Source organism: Williamsoniiplasma luminosum (genome assembly GCF_002803985.1).
Classification (GTDB): Bacteria; Bacillota_I; Bacilli_A; order Mycoplasmatales; family Mycoplasmataceae; genus Williamsoniiplasma; species Williamsoniiplasma luminosum.
This window is the reverse complement of the sequence record NZ_CP024963.1, coordinates 205,136-219,702: the sequence shown is the minus strand read 5'-3', so window position 1 is coordinate 219,702 and position 14,567 is coordinate 205,136. Positions and strand designations below refer to the sequence as shown.

Below are 14,567 nucleotides of genomic sequence, written 5' to 3'. Positions count from 1 at the left end.
ATTCATGAATTTTTTGTTTTTTTTATTTAAAAAGTGAAAAAAACACCAAAAATATATAAATTTACCTGTTTTTTAAAGGCAAAAACATTTTTGCTTATTAAAAAAATGGAAAATGATTTTTCCATTTTTTGCATTTATTTTTGAATAATAAGTATTGTGCTTATTCAATATCTTTAGTTCAACTGAAAGTTCTTTTAACTGCTTCAGTTCAACCTTTGATTAATCTTTGAGCTTCTTTTTGTTCAATTTGCGGATTTAAAGCTAAATCTAATTGGTAATTGTTTTTGATGTCATCAACATTTTTTCAATAACCAACAGCTAGTCCTGCTAAATAAGCAGCCCCCATTGCAGTTGTTTCCACATTTAAAGGTTTAATAACTTTTACTTGTGAAAGATCTGATTGGAATTGCATCAAGAATTTATTATTTGAAGCTCCACCATCAACTTTTAATTCACTAATTGGGTTGTTCATATCTTTACGCATTGCTGAGATCACATCATTTGCTTGATAAGCAATTGATTCAAGTGTTGCTCTAACGATGTGTTCACGTTTTGTTCCACGATCCAATCCAAACATTGCTCCTCTTGAGTATGAATCTCAATATGGTGCCCCAAGTCCTGTAAATGAAGGTACAACATAAATTCTACGATCATCTTTGACTTGTCCTGCATATCATTCAGTTTCAATTGCACTATAAACAATTTTTAAATTATCACGCAATCATTGAACAGCAGCTCCAGCAATCATTACAGAACCTTCTAAAGCGTAAGTGATTTTATTATCATAAGCCAATGCCACAGTTGTCACTAATCCATGACTAGATCTCACAATTTTTTCACCAGTGTTCATTAAAATGAAACATCCTGTTCCGTAGGTGATTTTTACATCACTTGGGTTAACACATAATTGTCCGAATAAAGCTGATTGTTGATCACCAATTGATGAAGCAATAATGATTTGATTTTTATCTGATTTAGATAATAGTCCAGGGTATGTTAAACCATAATTTTCACTACATGATTTGATTTCTGGAAGCATGTTTCTTGGAATATTAAATAATTTTAATAGGTCATCATCTCAATCATTTGTTTCAATGTTATACAACAATGTTCTTTGAGCATTGGTGTGATCAGTGATAAATAATTCACCAGCTGTTAAACGATAAATTAATCAAGTATTGATGTTTCCAAACATCAATTCACCGTTATCTGCTAATTTTCTTGCCCCTTCAACATTGTCTAAAATTCATTCAACTTTAGTTGCTGAAAAGTATGGGTGAACAATTAAACCTGTTTTTTGTTTGACAAGATCAACTTCTTTTTGAGTATAAGTGTCTACCTTATTCGCTGTTCTTTGATCTTGTCAAACAATAGCATTATAAATCGGAAGCCCTGTTGTTCTGTTTCAAACAACCACAGTTTCACGTTGGTTAGTAATTCCAATTGCCGCAATTTGATCACTTGTAATTTTAGCGTGATTGATTGCTTGAACTAGAGTTCTGTGTTGAGCATTTCAAATTTCAATTGCATCGTGTTCTACTCAACCTTCATTCGGGAAAAATTGAGTAAATTCTGTTTGATCAACAGCAATAATTTCCCCTTTTTTATTAGTGACAAGTGTTCTTGCACTAGTTGTACCCTCATCAAGGGTAACGATATATTTTTCCATTTTTTCTCCTTTTTGTAAATAGGTTAGTTTATTTTAATGGTAAGCATTCTGATTGTTTTGCATCAAAATTTTTATTAATTTCCATTTTACCAATTACATTTTCAACCATTTCACAAACCATATCAGCAATTGCTGGTGCTGATGAAATTCCTGGTGATTTTGTTCCAGCAACATTGATAAAGTTCTTATCTTTGATTGCGTGTTTGATGTAGAAATCATCACTTTCTTGATGAATTGGTCGTGAACCAGCCATAGTCATAACTGTTTTATTTATTCTTAAATTAGGAATTAGTTTTAAACCAATTTTTCCAATTTCTTCATATTTGGCCGGTGTGACTAATCTTGTTTCATCTTTTGGAACATCATCTTCTGATGTTGGTCCAACAAGAATGTGACCATCAAGCGTTGGTGCAACAATAATTCCTTTACCATGAATTGTTGGGACCATAAAAATGACTGAATTAACAACACCAAATTCTGTTTTTTCTAAAATTCTGTATTCACCACGTCTTGTTTTTAATTCAAAATCAGGATAGCCAGCCATTTTAGCAATCACATCAGCATAATGCCCTGCGACATTAATGATTATTTTGGTTTGATATTGTTCATTTTTTGATGTAGAAATCAAAAAATCATTTCCGGTTTTTGCTATCTTGATCACTCTTGAATCAACCTTTAAATTAACACCGTTTTTGATTGCGTTTGCTAACAAAGTTTCTGTTAATTTAAGTGGATCGATTGCAATCGATGAATTACACACAAGTGCTCCGATGATTTCTTTTGAAATGTTTGGTTCACGTTTTTGTAATTCGTTTGCATCAATGATTTCTAATTCATTTGCATCAAGACCATTAATTAATCCACGTTCATATAACATATGAACGTGTTGCATTTCTTCTTCGTTGAAAGCTACGATTGTTGAATCAATTCTTGTGTAAGGAAATGCCATTTCACGAATTCAATCTTCATAACGTTTCTTTCCCAAAACATTTAATTTGGCATTTAATTTACCAGGTGTGGGATCAAAACCTCCATGAATTAAACCAGAATTGCCAGATGTTGTTTCCATTCCAACTCGAAGATTAGATTCCAAAACAACAACTTTTTTGTTGTATTTTGAAAGTTCTCGAGCAATTGAAGCACCAATAATTCCAGCACCAATAACGACAATATCTGTTGTTTTTATATTTTTATTTAGCATGTAAAATTTCTAAATTAGAAATAGTGCTCCAACAAGAATTCCGGCACTCATTGGTGCAACTACTGGAATTCAACTATATTGTCAATCAGCACTTTCTTCACGATTTGCAAATGGTAAGAATGTTAATAATTGATAAACAATTCTTGGTGTTAAATCACGGAATGGGTTAATGGCATAACCTGTTGTTCCTGAAAGTGAACACCCAATTGCCATAATCACCATTCCAACAAAAATTGGTCCTAAATAAGTTGGTAATGTTCCAATTTTTCCAATTGCTAAAATAAATGTCACTAATAATGCTGTTCCGATAAATTCAGAAAAAAAGTTAACTCAAAGAGTTCTAGTTTGTGGTCCTGTTGAGTGCATTGCCAAAACAGATTTAGTTCCAAAATCTTCTGAATCTTTTTTGAAGTGTTTTTTGATGTGATCAAAATAGAATAAATCGACGATGATTTGTCCCACAAAAAATCCTAAAAATTGAGCGATTATAAAGATTGGAAATAATCCTCAACTTCCAACACCACTTTCTCAACCATTAACAACCATTGCGATTGTTACAGCTGGATTTAAGTGTGCTTTACCACCAAGTGCTGCTGCCACAGTTGCACCGACTGCAACTGCAAAACCTCAACCTAAAGCGATCATTAAAAAGGGTGATTTATATCCCTTGGTGTTTTTTAGAACGACGTTGGCAACAACCCCGTTCCCCAGAATTATTAGAATCAAAGACCCTAAGAATTCTGTAAAAAAATGCATTCCTGCGTTTTCCATATATCTCCTTCTATCTATGTGTTTAACATATTTATGTTAATAAAAATTTTTCACTTTAATTATATAAAAATAACACCCCTCAATCAATGAAATAGTTAAATTCAACACTTGAGAAATAATTAAAAAAATCAACTTGATTACGTTGATTTTTTTAATTATTTGATGAATTCTTGATTATTGAAATATGGTAGTAAAACTTTTGGTAATTTTAATTTTTCACCATCTCAATAGTTTTCTAAAATCGCTGCGATTAATCGGTCAATTGCCAGACCACTTCCATTTAATGTATGGACATATTGAGTTTTGTTGTTTTCATCTTTGTATCTCGTCATCATGTTTCGCGCTTGGAAATCACCACAATTTGAACAAGAAGAAATTTCTCGATATTTATTTTGTGATGGAAATCAAACTTCTAAATCGTATGTTTTCAAAGATGAGAATCCCATATCTCCTGTACATAAATGAATCACTCTATATGGTAGATCAAACATGTCCAAAATCGCTTCAGCATCCTTAACCAATTTTTCAAGTTCATTCATTGATTCTTCTGGTTTAACAATTTTTACCAATTCAACTTTATTGAATTGGTGTAAACGAATCATCCCTTTGGTATCACGTCCAGCACTTCCAGCTTCTTGTCTGAAACATTGAGTGAAAGATGTGTAGTTTAATGGCAACACTTTTTCATCTAAAATTTCATTTGCATGAATGTTTGTTAAAGGTACTTCCGCTGTTGGAATCAAATATTGATCACCGGTTTTGTATGCGTCTTCTTCAAATCTTGGTAGGTTACCAGTTCCATACATCATTTCTGCGTTCACGATCACAGGTAAAAAGAATTCTTTATAGCCGTGATTTACATGTCTTGTTAAAAGAATGTCCGCAATCGCTCTCACAAGTTTTGATCCTAAACCTGTGTAAACCAAGAATCGAGATCCAGATAATTTAGGCCCCAATTCAAAATCAACAAGTTGTAGTTTTGAAGCAATTTCTCAATGTGGTTCTTGAGTGTTTAAAAGGTTTGTGTGTTTACTTTTACGCACTTCAGGATTGTCATCTTCACTAGCCCCAATCGGAACACTATCATCTGGTAAATTTGGAATCATTCCAAGTGTGTAATTCATTTGTTTTACCACTTCTTTTAGTTCTTCATCCAATTCCACAATTAAGTCGTCAAACTCAGCGATTGATTGCTTTGTTTTTTCGACTTCTTGTTCTTTTTTATCACGCATTAAAAGGCCAATCTCTTTTGAAAATTGATTTTTTTTAGCTTTCAATTGTTCTAATTGAACTAAAATCTCTTTTCTTCTTTTGTTTTTTTCAACAACAAAATTAATGTCTTTGGAGAAATCGGGACCCCTAGAAGATAACTTCTTTTCAATTTCTTTTTGATTTATTTCAATAAAATTTACGTCTAACATAAAATTCCTCCTTTTTATATATTCTACATTAATAATAAAAACCGATACAAGATAATTTAGTTTACAATTAATTTAAAGGAGTCAATTATGAGTAAAAGTTTAAAAGACAATGTTTTTGATTTGATATCAAAAAACTACACAAAATTAGGTGATATCATGCCTGATTTTAAAGCAACAAATGGAGATCTAAGTGATTTTCATTTAAGTGATATAAAGAAGGATTTTAAATTAATATCGACAGCCCCAAGTATTGATACTAAAGTTTGTTTTTTACAAACAGAAAAATTTAATGAAGAAGTGGAAAAATATCCCCACGTTCAATTCATCACAATCACAAGGGATTTACCATTTGCCCAAGCTCGAGTTTGTGGATCATTTTTAAAGCCAAACCACATCTTATTATCAGATGCTTTTGCAAGAGATTTTGGAACTAAAACAGGATTCGCAATCGATTTTCTTCCATTATTAGCAAGAACTGTGATGGTTTTAGACAAAAATAATAAAGTTATTTATCAACAAATTGTTAACCCTGCTGCTAAAAATGAACCAGATTACAATGAAGTTGAAAACTTTTTGAAAACTTTAAAATAAAAACCAAGAAAATTTTACATTTTTGTTGAAAAAATCCTTTTAAAACAAAAATGTAACTATTTGTTCACACATCAAAAACCCTTTAAAATAGGCATTTAAACGCTGATTTGAAAGGGTTTTTAAATTTTTTTTCAAAAAAATGAATAATTATTGATTTTATTTTATTTTTATGTTTAATATATCTCTTGGACATAGGAGAAAAAACAAAAACAATGAAGAAATTCAAACATAATTTAGAGCTTTTAATCACAAAAAAAGAGATCCACGAAAAGATTAAAAAACTGGCAAGCAGTTTAAATGCTCAATACAAAGGTAAAGAGGTAACAATCATCGGTGTTATGAATGGGGGGTTATTTATGTTAGCGGACTTGTTAAAAAAATTAAAGTTCAAAGTTAACATTGATACTATTTCTATTGCAAACTACACAAACATTCATTTTTCAAAAGGTGTGGTTTGACAAAAGAAAATTCACAAACCAATCATTACTGGAAATGATGTTATCGTGATCGAAGATATTATCGACACAGGTTATACATTAACTGAAATTTATGAGGAACTAGCTTTTTGAAATCCAAAAAGTATTCGTATGATTACTTTATTAGATAAAGAAGGAACACACCCAAATTTCAAATACCCATATGAATCTTTATTCAAAGTACCAAACAAATTTATTGTTGGGTATGGGTTAGACATGAATGATATGTATCGCCAACTTGATCAAATTTACACAGTTGAACAATAATAAAAACAAAAACATTAAAATATAATAATAATAATAATAATAATAATAATTTTATTAAATTAGGATAGAAAAAAACTTCTTATATACAAGATGGTTAAACCATTAGTATATAAGAAGTTTTTTAATCTTCTTCGAATTCTTGAAGTTCTTCTCCGTGTTTACGGTATTGAAGAGTAACTGCATTAATTTCGTTGTTTGCACTTAATCTAATTCCGCGAACTCCAGCAGCCGATCTCCCCAGAACTGGAATATCAGAAACTTTAACTTTAATTAGGTTTCCATCACTTGAGATAATGCAAATTAAATCGGTTTCACGAGCGGCAATGATTGAGGCAAATTTACCTGTTTTTTCATTGATGTTCATAACTTTGATTCCCTTACCATTACGCCCAGAAATTCGGTATTCATCTAAGTTGGTTTTTTTGAAACTTCCTTTTGATGAAATCGTTGTAACAGTTTCAACACCAAATGATGACACTGCACCAACAACCACATCATCGCCTTCAACCTTGATACCTTTAACCCCAGCCGCAGTTCTTGATAGTGGACGAACAATTTTTTCATCAATTCTAATAACTTTACCAGAACGATTTGCAATCATCACACTATCTTCTCCAGTTGTTGGAATTACAGTTACTAATTGGTCATCTTCACGTAGGTTGATGGCAATTTTACCATTTTGATTGATACGATCAAATAATGAAATATCAGTACGTTTGATCATTCCTTTTTCAGTAATAAATGTTAAATATCGCATTTTTTCTTTAGCATTTCTTAATGGTAAAATTGCTGTAATTTTGTCTTCTTTGGTTAGACCATTTAAAAAGTTAACAATTGGTAGTCCACGAGTTGTTCGTGAATATTGACGAATGTTATACAATTTTGTGCGGAAAACTTTTCCAGAATTGGTGAAGAATAAAATTCAATCACGCATTTTTCCCATTGTTGCGATCACAATTGGATCAGTTAATGTTGAGTTAACATTAACTCCACGACCACCACGTTTTTGGGTTCTAAATTCTTCAGGATCAACACGACGAATGTAACCATCTTGACTTAATAAAATCATTGATTTAACGTCTGGAATTAATGATTCATCTTCGATGCTCATCACTGATTCAGAAATTGGTTCGCTTCGGCGAGCATCACCAAATTTAGCAGCAATATCATCTAATTGATTTTTCAGAACTTTGTTTTGTTCTGATTCATCGTTAATTAATTGCGTTAAATAAACAACGCGTTCTTTGATTTGATTCATTTCGTCTTTGATTTTATCTCTTTCAAGACCAACCAAACGTTGTAAACGCATATCTAAAATGGCTTTGTTTTGTTCTTCGTCAAAATTAAATCTTGATGTCATTTTTTCTTTAGCTTCATCACTTGTTTTTGAATTTCTAATGATTGAAACTATTTCATCAATATTATCTAAAGCAATATGCAATGCTTCTAAAATGTGATGACGTTTTTCTAATTTGTTTTTTTCATAAATCGAACGTTTAATAATGACATTGATTTGAAACTCGACGTAATTCTTAATAATGGTTTTTAGATCTAACAAAACAGGAATGTTGTTATGTAATGAAAGTAAGTTGATCGAAAATGATGATTGTAATCCTGTGTATTTATAAAGTTTTGATAAAACAACATCTGGATTTGAGTCGCGTTTCAAATCAATAACAATGCGAATCCCTTGATAGTTTGATTGATCACGAATGTTTGAAATTCCTTCAATCACTTTATCTTTAACTAGTTCGGCAATTTTTTCAATAATTTTAGATTTGTTAGTTTGATAAGGAATTTCAGAAACAATTAAGCGCGAATGTTTTGCATCTTCTTCAATGTCGATGCGAGCACGAATTGTAACTCCACCTCGTCCTGTGCGATATCCCACTCTCATGCGCTCACCATTTGTCATTAAAGCCCCAGTTGGAAAATCTGGACCAATAATGTGGTTATCTAAAATTTCATCAACTGTGATGTCTTTATTTTCAATATAAGCATTAATTGCTGAAACTAATTCATTTAAATTGTGTGGAGGAATTGAGGTTGCCATCCCAACAGCAATCCCCATCACTCCATTTGCTAATAGATTAGGGAAGTATCCTGTTAGATAAGCTGGTTCAATTTCACTGGCATCATAGTTGTCAACAAAAGGAACGGTGTCCATGTCGATATCTTTGATAATAAAGTTTGAAACTTTTGATAGACGCGCTTCAGTATAACGCATCGCAGCTGCTCCATCCCCATCAATTGAACCAAAGTTACCATGTCCATCAACTAATGGATAACGGTAAGAAAATTCTTGGGCCATACGTACCATTGATTCATAAACAGCACTATCACCATGTGGGTGATACTTACCAATTACCTCCCCAACAATACGAGCAGATTTTTTGTGCGGTTTGTCTGATGTAATCCCTAAATCATTCATTGCATAAATGATGCGTCGGTGAACTGGTTTCAGACCATCTTTTAAGTCTGGAAGGGCACGAGAAACAATTACACTCATGGCATATTCTAAAAAGTCCTTACGAACTTCAGAGGCGATATCCATTGGTTTGATTGTTCCGTGATTATGTTCTAAAACTTCTTTGTTTTTATCACTCATTTTTATTTACCATTCACCTTTCTAATAATCTATATTTTCTACAAACTCTGCATTATCTTGAATAAAAATTCTTCTTAATTCTGGATCTTCACCCATTAATTCAGAAAACACTTCGTTGGCAACAGCAGCGTCTTCTAATGAAATTTGAAGCATTGTTCTTCTTTCTGGATCCATTGTTGTTTCTCACAATTGCATTGGATCCATTTCTCCAAGTCCTTTATAGCGTTGAATTGTGTATCTTTGGCCATTAAATTCATTTGCCTTTAAGGTTTCTAGTTCTTGATCAGAATATGCATACGCTAATTTTTTACCAGCTTCAATTTTGAATAGTGGAGGTTGAGCAATATAAATATTTCCATTTTGAACAAGTGGTTTCATATAACGATAAAAGAAGGTTAATAATAAAGTTCTAATATGAGCACCATCCACATCAGCATCAGTCATGATGACAATTTTTTCATAACGAATTTTTGAAAGATTAATATCTTCTTTAATTCCAGTTCCAATTGCAGTCACAATTGATTTAATTTCAGTATTTGCAAAGGCTCTAACTTCTTGAACTCTTTCAACATTCAAAACTTTACCACGCAGTGGTAGAATCGCTTGAAAATGACGATTTCTTCCGGTTTTAGCACTTCCACCAGCCGAATCCCCTTCGACAAGATATAGTTCAGAGATTGAAGAATCATTTGTTTCGCAATCCGCTAATTTACCTGGTAAAGAAAATGTATCCAAAGCACCTTTTCTTCTTGTTTCTTCACGCGCTTTTTGAGCGGCAATTCTCGCTTTTTGAGCATTATTATTTTTGTCTAAAATTGCTTTAGCATCATTTGGATTTTCGAATAAAAATTCTTCAAAACTTTTTCCTAAAACAGCATCAACAACACGTTTGGTGTCTGGGTTTGCTAATTTAGTTTTTGTTTGACCTTCAAATTGGGGATCAGTATGACGAACCGAAAGAATACAAATCATTCCTTCTTTGATATCATCTCAAGAAAATTTTTGTGGTTGTTTATTTTGTTGTGCTACTTTTTCAGCATAACGGTTAATAATTCTCACAAGTGCTTGTCTTAATCCGTCTTCGTGCGCCCCACCTTCATGAGTGTTGATGTTATTAACGAAGGTAATTAAGTTTTCATTGTACTCAGAATTATATTGAAGTGCGATTTCGACTTCAATGTCTCCATCATCTCCAGCTTCTTTACCATCAACATAAAAGATTGTTGGGTTAATTTTACTTTTTGATTCATTTTCTTCACGAATGTAATCAACGATTCCATTTGGGAAGTGAAAGTTAACAGATTTATTAATTCTTTCATCATTTAATGTGATTTTTAATCCCTTATTTAAATATGCTAATTGTTTAACTTTATTTCTAATTGTAATGTAATCAAAAGTGGTTGTTTCTTTGAATATTTCAGCATCTGGTTTGAATCTAACAGTCGTTCCAGTTTTATCTGAATCACCAAGAATTGCTAATTCAGTTTGTTTGGTTCCACCATCACTAAATAGCATGTGGTATTTTTTACCATCACGCTCAACAATAACGTCAACGTATAAACTTAATGCATTAACAACAGAAGCTCCAACTCCGTGAAGTCCTCCAGAAACCTTATATGAATCAGAATCAAATTTTCCACCAGCATGTAATTGTGTAAACACAAGTTCAACTGCTGGTCGTCCTGTATCTTGATTAATTCCAACCGGAATTCCACGACCATCATCTTGAACGATGATCTCGTCTTCTTTTGTAATTGTAACTTTGACGTGTTGAGCGTATCCTGCCATCACTTCATCAATTGAGTTATCAAGGATTTCCCAAACTAAATGGTGAAGTCCGGTTTTTGATGTTGAACCAATATACATTCCGGGTCTTTTTCTAACCGCCTCAAGTCCTTTTAAGACTTTAATCGAATCAGAACTATAATCTTTGTTTTGTTCAGCCATATTTTCTCTTTTCTATTAAAAATAATAATAAATTTACATAATTATCCTTATTAATTATACTCCTTTATTGAAAAATAAGGTAGTTTTTAAACTTAATACTTGGTCTGTGTATATGGTTATTGAATATAGCAAAAAAAGGCAAAATGCGCCTTTTTTTTGCTTAATTTTAAAAATTCACTATTTTTATTGAACTTTTAAGTTTTTGAACAATTGAATATATTGATTTGTTGAAATATTTTCTGGTCTTAAATTTTCAGCAATTTTAGTTTGCCCCAAAATTGCTTTACTTAGATCTTTGTTGTTAGTAATATTTGTTAAATTATTTAAGATTGTTTTTCGGCGATTGTTAAAAATTTTTCTTACAAAACTAATAAATTCTTGATCATTTCCATTTAATTCTTGTTTATATTTATCTCAAAAAGTTAATGAAACAATCGCCGAATCAACTTTAGGAACTGGTTTAAATTTATTTTTCAAAACAGTAAATTCATATTTTTTATCAGCATAAAAATCAGCAGCTACAGATAAATTGTTATAGTTGTTTCCACTTTCTTTGGCAATTAATCTTGTGGCAACTTCTTTTTGCACCATAAAAATCGCTTTCTTAATTTGGTCACTAACATCAAACGTTCTAAAAAGAATTTCACTTGTGATGTAGTATGGCATATTAGAAATTAAATAGACTTCTTGTTCTGGGTTTTGTTTTTCATTTTCAATTAATGATTTAAAATCAATTGTCAAAACATCCTGATTAATGATTTTAAAATTTTCAGAATTAAGATCACGATGTAAAATCGGAATTAAACTTTCATCAATTTCGATCGCTACAACTTTATCAAATTTTTGCACTAACAGTTTTGTTAGTGCACCAGTTCCTGGCCCAATTTCGATAATTAAACTATTCTTGTTTTCAGGAATTAAAGTAACAATTTTTTTAATTAAAGTTGGGTCACTAATAAAGTTTTGACCAAATTTTTTCTTTGCTTGAATTTCCATTTATTCTCCTATCATCTTTCTAATATCATCAACATTTAAGTTTGCCCAATTTAATCATTTAAACAAAGTTTTAGAACTTAATTGATCACTTCAATGCATTTGATTTGTGATTTTAATTCTATTAGTTTTAATAAAAAAATTGTTATCTAAATATTCTGATCATGTAATTGATGCTTTGTTTTTAAAATTGATTGTGACCAGTTGTTTTAACGCTTGTTTGATTGCTTCATCATCAGCTTCGGCAATTCCAATTTTTTTCGTTTGTTTTTGAATATCACTCTTAACAATAAAAGCATTCAAAACTTCACCATCAATTGAATTAATAATTTTTTCACGAATTTTTTTACCAGGACCGTCGGGGTCTGTAAAGATTATAATCCCTCTTGATTGATTGATTTGATTAATTAAATTTAATGTTGATTGGTTCAAACTTAAACCGTTAGTTTCAATGGTTTCAATATCTTCACCAAAAATTTTTTTAAGTTTTTGGGTATCGGTTTTTCCTTCAACAACAATAATTTCTTTAATCACAAAAACCTCCCTTTTAAATTTTTTTCATTTATCTAAACTATATTAAATTATAATTTAAATAATCGAGGTTATTGAATATGAATAAAAGAATTGGAATTGTTTTTGATGAAACTGATATAAAAGTGGTGTCTAGTGAGGACGGGGTTCTTATAAAAGAGAAGACTGTTGTTTTATGAAATGAAAAGGAAAATAAAATTGTTTTATATGGGGAAGATGTTTTAAATCTTGAAAATAAAATTGGAACAAACTTATCAATCATCCACCCATTAGAAGATGGGGAAATTAAAAACTTGAAAATTTTTCAAAACTTAATTCATCTTTTATTTGGGCAAATAAAAGATGAATTTAAAGACGCTGATGTGATCATTTCAAAAACTAGTGATAATGAATTGGTTTTAGACGAATTTAGCGCGATTACAAGCATCTATCAACCAAAAAACATTAGGTTTGAAGACAGTTCTAAACTTATAGCAATTGGGGCTGGAATCAATATTAATGATGATTACGGAAAAATCATTTTAGAGGTTGAAAATCATTGTGCAAAAATATCTGTTTTTGCAAATGGTGACACTGTTGCATCAAAACAACTTCCATATGGGGAGAAATATATTAATCAAAAAATAAAACAACATTTTAAAGAGAAAAAGGGAATTATTTTAGACGACTCCGTACTTGATAAAATCAAATACGGAATTGGAAGTGTTTTAAAACTGAAAGATGATTTAGAAATTGTGGTTGCTGGAATTGACACTTTGTCAAAAGAAAAAAAGAAAATTCTTGTCAGCAGTTCTTCAGTGCGAAAAATATTTTTAGATTTGTTTAATCACTATAAGAATGAGATCACTAAATTGTTAGAAACTCTACCTTTTTATATTTCAACAGGAATTGTTAAAAACGGAATGAGTGTGGTTGGATCGATTGGTAAAATCAGTGGAGTTAACTATTTTTTTAAAGATTTTTTTGATTGACCAGTTGAAATATCAAACTCAACAGAAGATGCCATTCTTTTTGGTTTATTAAAGATTAAATAATCAGGCATAACAAAAACCCATTCGAAAGTGAATGGGTTTTTGTTAATTTAGAAAATTATTTTTATTTTAATTTTCCTTCTTTTTTGAATTTTTCTGTTAGTTTATTAATCATTTCAACAGTCATTTTTTCTGCATCAAATTTAGGTTTAAATCCTCACTCTGTGCGAGCTGCTGAATCATCAATACTATTTGGTCAAGAATCTGCGATTCCTTGACGAACTGGATCAACTTTGTAAGTAATTTTAAAACTTGGAATATGTTTTTGAATTAAAGCAGTTAATTCTTCTGGTGCAAGCGACATTGCTGTAATGTTAAATGCATTTCTGTGAATTAATTTGGTTGGGTCTGCATTTAATAAATTAACAATTGCATCAATTGCGTCATCCATGTACATCATATCCATTTTAGTACCTTCTGCTAGGTAGCATTCGTAAGTTCCTTTTAAAAGTGCTTGGTAGAAAATATCAACGTTATAGTCTGATGTTCCTCCACCTGGTTCTGTTTTGTAAGAAATTAATCCTGGAAAACGTACTGAACGTGAATCTACACCAAATTTAGTGTTGTAGTAGTTTGCTAACATTTCACCAGCTGTTTTTGTAACTCCATACATTGTTGTTGGGTGCATAAAAGTGTCTTGTGGTGTGTTGTCTTGGTTTACATCTGGACCATAAGCAGCGATTGATGATGGAGCAAAGATTTTTGTTTTTAATTCTTTTGCCACATCAAGTGCGTTTAATAATCCACCCATGTTTAAGTGTCAAGCAAGCTTAATATTTTTTTCAGCTGTTGCTGAAAGAAGTGCTGCTAAGTGAACAATAGTATCAACTTTGTGATCTGTTGCCATTTTTAAGAATTTTTCATAGTCCATAACGTCTAAAGTTTCGAAAACTCCGTTTTCACAAACTGCGTTACCATCTATTTTTCTGATATCTGTTGCAATAACATTATCTTTTCCTAATTCTCTTCTTAATCTATCAACTAGTTCAGAACCAATTTGTCCTAATGAACCAGTAATTAAAACTTTTTTCATATTTTTATCTCTTTCTAGATTATTGTTT

The 14,567-nt window shown here is 31.2% G+C and carries 12 protein-coding genes; 3 read left to right on the top strand and 9 right to left on the bottom strand.

The genetic code is table 4. The annotated features are described in order from the left end of the window. Positions 1-160: 160 nt before the first annotated feature. The 4 genes from glpK to serS all read right to left on the bottom strand — a co-directional run bounded on the left by glpK (position 161) and on the right by serS (position 5,062). A complete protein-coding gene (glpK, locus tag ELUMI_RS00960; protein WP_025734282.1) occupies positions 161-1,669 on the bottom strand; it encodes a glycerol kinase GlpK in 1,509 nt (502 codons plus the stop codon). A 28-nt stretch (positions 1,670-1,697) separates the two neighbouring features. Next, positions 1,698-2,870 (bottom strand): type 2 glycerol-3-phosphate oxidase, encoded by a 1,173-nt coding sequence (gene glpO, locus ELUMI_RS00955; RefSeq protein ID WP_100618531.1) that lies wholly within the window; start codon positions 2,868-2,870, stop codon positions 1,698-1,700. Between the two features lie 9 nt (positions 2,871-2,879). Next, positions 2,880-3,641, bottom strand: coding sequence for an MIP/aquaporin family protein (locus tag ELUMI_RS00950; RefSeq protein WP_025734284.1), 762 nt, complete (start codon positions 3,639-3,641; stop codon positions 2,880-2,882). Between the two features lie 155 nt (positions 3,642-3,796). Beyond that, entirely contained in the window at positions 3,797-5,062 is a 1,266-nt protein-coding gene (gene serS, locus ELUMI_RS00945; protein ID WP_025734285.1) for a serine--tRNA ligase, read from the bottom strand. Between the two features lie 87 nt (positions 5,063-5,149). Here serS and tpx point away from each other — a divergent pair, with 87 nt between their 5' ends. Further along, positions 5,150-5,653, top strand: coding sequence for a thiol peroxidase (tpx, locus tag ELUMI_RS00940; RefSeq protein ID WP_025734286.1), 504 nt, complete (start codon positions 5,150-5,152; stop codon positions 5,651-5,653). A 212-nt stretch (positions 5,654-5,865) separates the two neighbouring features. Continuing rightward, positions 5,866-6,396 (top strand): phosphoribosyltransferase, encoded by a 531-nt coding sequence (locus tag ELUMI_RS00935; protein WP_025734287.1) that lies wholly within the window; start codon positions 5,866-5,868, stop codon positions 6,394-6,396. Between the two features lie 121 nt (positions 6,397-6,517). Here the strand turns inward: ELUMI_RS00935 and gyrA are convergent, their stop codons facing one another. From gyrA to rnmV, 4 genes are all read right to left on the bottom strand, one after another. After that, positions 6,518-9,004 carry a DNA gyrase subunit A gene (gyrA, locus tag ELUMI_RS00930; RefSeq protein ID WP_025734288.1) on the bottom strand — a complete coding sequence of 829 codons (2,487 nt, stop codon included), beginning with the start codon at positions 9,002-9,004 and terminating at the stop codon, positions 6,518-6,520. Positions 9,005-9,025: 21 nt separating this feature from the next. Beyond that, entirely contained in the window at positions 9,026-10,951 is a 1,926-nt protein-coding gene (gene gyrB, locus ELUMI_RS00925) for a DNA topoisomerase (ATP-hydrolyzing) subunit B (RefSeq protein WP_025734289.1), read from the bottom strand. Between the two features lie 183 nt (positions 10,952-11,134). Continuing rightward, positions 11,135-11,941 carry a 16S rRNA (adenine(1518)-N(6)/adenine(1519)-N(6))-dimethyltransferase RsmA gene (gene rsmA / locus ELUMI_RS00920; RefSeq protein ID WP_345938791.1) on the bottom strand — a complete coding sequence of 269 codons (807 nt, stop codon included), beginning with the start codon at positions 11,939-11,941 and terminating at the stop codon, positions 11,135-11,137. A 6-nt stretch (positions 11,942-11,947) separates the two neighbouring features. Further along, positions 11,948-12,478, bottom strand: a complete 531-nt coding sequence (gene rnmV, locus ELUMI_RS00915) for a ribonuclease M5 (RefSeq protein ID WP_025734291.1) — start codon at positions 12,476-12,478, stop codon at positions 11,948-11,950. Between the two features lie 77 nt (positions 12,479-12,555). Here rnmV and ELUMI_RS00910 point away from each other — a divergent pair, with 77 nt between their 5' ends. Continuing rightward, on the top strand, positions 12,556-13,509 hold the full coding sequence (locus tag ELUMI_RS00910) for a rod shape-determining protein (protein WP_025734292.1): 954 nt from the start codon (positions 12,556-12,558) through the stop codon (positions 13,507-13,509). A gap of 61 nt (positions 13,510-13,570) precedes the next feature. Here the strand turns inward: ELUMI_RS00910 and ELUMI_RS00905 are convergent, their stop codons facing one another. After that, positions 13,571-14,539, bottom strand: coding sequence for an NAD-dependent epimerase/dehydratase family protein (locus ELUMI_RS00905; RefSeq protein WP_025734293.1), 969 nt, complete (start codon positions 14,537-14,539; stop codon positions 13,571-13,573). Positions 14,540-14,567: the final 28 nt, after the last annotated feature.